We start from the raw sequence: 5,172 nt of genomic DNA on the forward strand, positions 1-5,172 counted from the left end.
TTGGCATTGGGCCCTCGGCGCTGACGGAGGCCATGGGCATGCTCAACCACCATTTCGCAGCAGCCGCCTGATCGGCGCAGAGCGACAGCCTACCTCTGACTGCCGCCAATCTTTGCAACAGAGCCGCTCGAACTGCACCTGAAATGCCTCAATGCCATATCTGTACCTCCCCTGTTCTGTTCTGATGTCACACAGTGTTGCGAGCACCCGTCTCCTGCGGCCGGGCGAAGATGCTCGGACGGGTAGCGGGTTTATCGAGAGCGGGTCAGCGACCGGATGGCGAGCAGTGCTCGCCTCGCTTCACCTTGGCTGGATTGCGGTCGAGAATTTCCGCAGCGGTTGATCTACCGTAAGCGCCGACGCAGTCTTCGGCGGAATTGTGATAATGGTACCGGGCATCAATTGGTGCTCTCCAGCACCAGCGATCACGATCTTGCCACGCCCGTGAGTCACGACGAAGGTTTCGCCGGACTCACTGCCGGGGTGCCGGTATTCGCCGGGTTCCGCCTTCCAGACGCCCATATGAACGTTGGTCATGCCGTGCGGGCTCGGGAGCGCCCGCGAATGCGACTGATGCTTTCCGTCGGCCGATTTTATACTCGGCTTGAAGTCAACGTCGTCCGCGGTCGATGTCGCTACTCGGGTCGTCGCTGCACCCGTGGCGCCGCCATGCGCGTGAACAGCTGAAGCCGACAGTAGCAGCGCCGAAACGATAAAATGTTTCATTTTTCCTCACCAATTTGCAGACCAATCGGAGCGCGGCTTCGCGTTGGCAAAGCGCAAGCTAAGCCGCCAGACAGATGTCCTCAGAAGTTGAACTCATCCTTGAAGTCGTAGAAAGCGACCGCCCCTGGCACGAACCAGTCGCTGCCACCAAAGTAGAGAGGGAATGTCGGCGGTGGCTCACTTTTGGCCGACACCGTCTTTCCTTCTGGCAAGCCCAACAGCTGGAGCGCCGCTTTGTGACCAAGCCAATGCATCCGCCCGACACCCGAGCCATTGTCTCCGGTCAGGTAAAGGACCCCTTCTTCGTCGCGGAAAAGATGCTTGTCGTGAGTGAACGTCATCCCGAATATGCCTTGCCAGCCGTTGGCAGCGCGGATCTCGCCCAATTGCGGGAACATCTCACGGGCAACTCTGCACAGATCGACTGCCATTGCCTCGGTCGACTCGTATCGGACGCCGGTACGGCCGCAGATCAGGAGACGCGTCGCATCAGGGGACGGTATGACGATCTCGAAGTTGGTCTTCGAGTTGTTCATGGTCATCGGCTTCTTCCAGACCGACGCCATCTGCTCAGGCGTCAGCGGCGTTGTCGCAATATGATACGCGTGAACCGGGACGACGTTGTTCAGCGCACCAAAGTCAGGTGCGCCATAGCCGCCAACCGCAAGCAGCACACCTCGTGCGCGAACCTTTCCTCGGCTCGTCGTGGCAAGGAAACGCCCGTCGGCTTCTCGCTCAATGTCGACGACGCGGGTGTTGCCAACGATATGCGCACCCTTTCGAACGGCACCGAGATAGTTCCCGTAAGATAGCCTCGCCGGCTGCAAGAATGGCGCATCAGGCATGAAAATGCCGCCCTGCGCCGCGCTTGGCGAGTTGAAGAATGCTTTTGCCTCACCTGGCTCGATAACATCGTATCGGAACTTGTACGAATCGTGGAGCTTCCTTGTGCTCTTCTTCATTTCGTCAAAATGGGAAGCATGGGTGGCCACGTGGTAACGCCCATAGCGCACGGCGGCATCGATTCCATCCTCGTCCATCAGCTGCCGAAGGTGGGCGCTGCTCGCGAGGAACTCGTCGAAATACGCCCGGCCCTCGGGCGTAGAAATATCATCAACGTTCTCGAAGGCCTGTCCGAAGAATCCGCAATTACGTGAGCTGGCGCCGTAGAAGGGCCGCTCAGCGTCCACCACGAGAACCTTTGCACCATGCGCCGCCAGCGTGCGGCTCGCGGAGAGTCCGGAGAAACCTGCGCCCACGACGAGGAAGTCAACGTTATCAAGCAACTCACCTTGTGAAGGCGGCTCGACGCCGAGCTCATCCCACCAGTAAGGCACGCCCCTGAAATTCTCGGCAAGCATTTCCTCCCGCTCCGCTGCCGATGCAGTCTTTGGGCGGCTCATGAGCGCATAGCCCCCAGCCCCTGCACCTGCGACAGCTAGGCCGCCCAAGAGCAGGCTCCGCCGGCTTAGCCTCGCTTTAGACTCGCTCGCCTTCCCCATGACCTCTTCCTCTTATTTTGCCGCCCGATGTTGATGAGCAGATCCGAAACGCTTTCGAGTTGCGATACAAGACTTATAGGAACCGGGGTTCGACGGCCGGTTAGTGCACTATCCTGCATCAATTCCTAGCCCAATAAGCGTACACACGCATGCGGTCGCATCCAGCATGCACTATCCAACGCCACTGATGCTAAAGTCAATGCAATAAATTGCAATAGGCTGCGCGACACGAGCGGGTCCTTTGTTTCCCTCAACACAGATGCACGTATTCCAAGACGGCTATTAGCTGGTCCACCTCAAACCGGATCACGCCTTGGCGGTGCACCCGGTCAAAACCCGAAGGCATCCAGGCAGCAAGTGCGATCTGCATGCATAGGCGATCTGAATTGATGACGCAGCAGGCCATGGCGCGCGCACCAGCCACCGCATGACAGCGAGGGTGTTTCCCGCATGTCTACCGTGGCGGGCCTGCGCTGCCTGGGCGGGCCTTGTTGCGAGCGGAACCAGCATGTGATCCTCCCTCGATTTGATGGACACCTCTGATACGTTCCTGCGGGAGCGAGGAAGGTGATCTGATGACGAAGACGAGGCGGGAGTTCACGCCGGAGTTCAAGCGCGAAGCGGTTGCCTTGCTGGAGAGCAGCGGGCGGCCGCAGACGCAGATTGCCGCCGAGCTGGGCATTCAGCCGTCGATGCTGCGGAGCTGGCGGGCGATCCAGCATGGCGGGCAGCCGCGCTCGCGGGCTGGGCAAGCGACATCGTCACCCGCTGCGGCATCGTCGCTGCCATCGCCTGCCGACCAAGCAGCCGAGATCGCACGGTTGAAGCGTGAGCTCGACCGCACGCGCATGGAGCGCGACATTTTAAAAAAGGCCATCGGCATCTTCTCCGAGCCCTCGAAGTGAGTGAGCTGCTGCCGGTTTCACGGACACCTGGCTAAGGTGTCATGATGAAGCCGGAGGTTTCAGAATGGATCGAAGGAAGTTCAGCGAGGAGTTCAAGCTCGAGGCGGTGAAGCTGGTGAGGGAGCGCGGCGTTTCGATCGCGCAGGCGGCCCGGGACTTGGGGCTGCACCCGACGGTGCTGACGCGCTGGGTCAAGGCGCATGCGGCCGATCCGGTCACGCCGTTTCCTGGGCACGGGCAGAAGAAGCCGGAGCAGCTCGAGATCGAACGGCTTCGACGTGAGGTGGCCAAGCTCAAGGCGGAGCGCGACATCCTAAAAAAAGCCGCGGCCTATTTCGCGAAGGAGTCGATGTGAAGTTCGGCTTTGTTGCGAAGCACCGAGGAATCTGGCCGGTGGCGTGGATGTGCGAGGCTCTCGGTGTCTCGCGAAGCGGCTTTCATGCTTGGCTGACGCGTTCGCCCAGCACCAGGGCACGCAGCGACGAGCAGCTCGCCACCGCCATCCGGACCAGCTTTCTTGGCAGCGACCGCACCTATGGCGCCAGGCGCGTCTGGCGCGATGTGCTTGCCGAGGGCTTCTCCTGCGGCCTGCACCGCATCGAGCGGCTGATGGGTCTTCATGGCTACCGCGCCCGTCCGCGCCGTCGCGCTCGTCCTGTCGATGCCGATGACAGGCAGATGGGCGCTGTCGCGCCGAACACGCTTGATCGCCAGTTCACCGCGAGCCGGCCAAACGAGAAATGGATCGCCGACTTCACCTACATCTGGACAGCCCAAGGCTGGCTCTACGTGGCTGCCGTCATCGACCTGTTCTCGCGTCGCGTCGTTGGCTGGTCGATGCAGGCGACGATGACCGCAGGGCTGGTGACCGATGCACTGATGATGGCGATCTGGCGTCGCGGAAAGCCCGATGCGCTCCTCCATCACTCGGACCAGGGCAGCCAATATACGAGCGAGCAGTTCCAGCGGCTGATGGCGGACCACGGCATCACCTGCTCGATGAGCCGCTCGGGCAATGTCTGGGACAACGCCGCGATGGAGAGCTTCTTCTCCTCGCTGAAGACCGAGCGCACAGCCAGGAAGACCTACCGCACGCGCGACGAGGCAAAAGCCGACGTGTTCGATTACATCGAACGCTTCTACAATCCGCGACGCAGGCACTCGACGCTGGGCTATCTCAGCCCAGTCGAATACGAAAACCAGGCGGTTCCTGCTTAACTGCCTGTCCACCAAACCGGCAGCAGCTCACACGTTGGCCGCCCGTCAGGCCGCTCCCACCGCTTCTGCTTGGCGACCCTTTGCCTCGCATCCGGATAGGATAGGCTCCCTCGAGTCTCCTATTGCCCACGGCGTTGCTGGAGTGCCCGCCTCCGGCGCTCACCGTCCAAGAGTCCTGCAGTATACTGCTTGCGCAGTCCTTTCCATGCTTTATAGTTCAAGACAAGGAGGAGACGCGCGTGGCTCAGCGCTCGCCGACAGAATCGGAGTCTATTTGCAATCGGCCACGCGCAGTTGAAGCGCACGCGAGCGTCGGAAAGCGCTATCAAGCCCGGTCAACTGACCAGCCGGCGTCCTGGATGCAGTATAGGCCTGCTGGAGGCGCGACAATGCCACTGCCGCCTCGCGGCCGCAAGGCACAGTGCAACCGTGCAAAGCAATCATAGCTGAAGTCTGAAGGAGCATGTCCTCCAAGGGACGCACAAGGCCCTGATCGATGGAGATGAGCATGCTCTGAGAAAAAATGCGGGAGAGAGGCAAATGCGAAGCGAGCTTGAACTGGCATTAGATGGTCCCTGGGTTGGCTCACGCGCCAGCGGCAGCGACGTGCTTGAGCCTGGCAGCGGCAAGTGGCTTGTGTCGTTGAGGCATGGTGGCGCGGTCGAGGTCGACGCGGCGTGCGACGAAGCACAATGGCTCTGTTGCAAAAATCGTGAAGCTTGAGCATGCTTGGCGGAGATTGGACGGACGGAACGATGACGGATTTCAAGTGGCGCCATTTCCAGGGTGATGTGATCCTGTGGGCGGTGCGCTGGTATTGT

General features: G+C 60.7%; 3 protein-coding genes and 1 pseudogene. 2 read left to right on the forward strand and 2 right to left on the reverse strand.

Annotated elements, in window-relative coordinates; all coding sequences use genetic code 11:
- Positions 1 to 300: 300 nt before the first annotated feature.
- Positions 301 to 726: a cupin domain-containing protein gene (locus LQ220_RS24615; RefSeq protein WP_230190604.1), complete on the reverse strand. Its 426-nt coding sequence runs from the start codon at positions 724 to 726 to the stop codon at positions 301 to 303.
- Positions 727 to 806: 80 nt separating this feature from the next.
- Positions 807 to 2,087: an FAD-dependent oxidoreductase gene (locus tag LQ220_RS24620; RefSeq protein ID WP_230190605.1), complete on the reverse strand. Its 1,281-nt coding sequence runs from the start codon at positions 2,085 to 2,087 to the stop codon at positions 807 to 809.
- 716 nt (positions 2,088 to 2,803) lie between these two features.
- Between LQ220_RS24620 and LQ220_RS24625 the strand changes: the two are divergent.
- Both LQ220_RS24625 and LQ220_RS24630 read left to right on the forward strand, forming a co-directional pair.
- Positions 2,804 to 3,114, forward strand: a pseudogene (locus tag LQ220_RS24625) (transposase); the annotation flags it as partial.
- An 83-nt stretch (positions 3,115 to 3,197) separates the two neighbouring features.
- Positions 3,198 to 4,351 (forward strand): IS3 family transposase gene (locus LQ220_RS24630; protein ID WP_230190606.1). Its coding sequence is split into 2 segments (ribosomal slippage): positions 3,198 to 3,456 and positions 3,456 to 4,351, totalling 1,155 coding nucleotides; the frame shifts between segments, so codons are not numbered across the junction.
- The last annotated feature ends 821 nt before the right edge of the window (positions 4,352 to 5,172 follow it).

The organism is Sphingobium sp. CECT 9361 (assembly GCF_918741285.1).
Classification (GTDB): Bacteria; Pseudomonadota; Alphaproteobacteria; order Sphingomonadales; family Sphingomonadaceae; genus Sphingobium.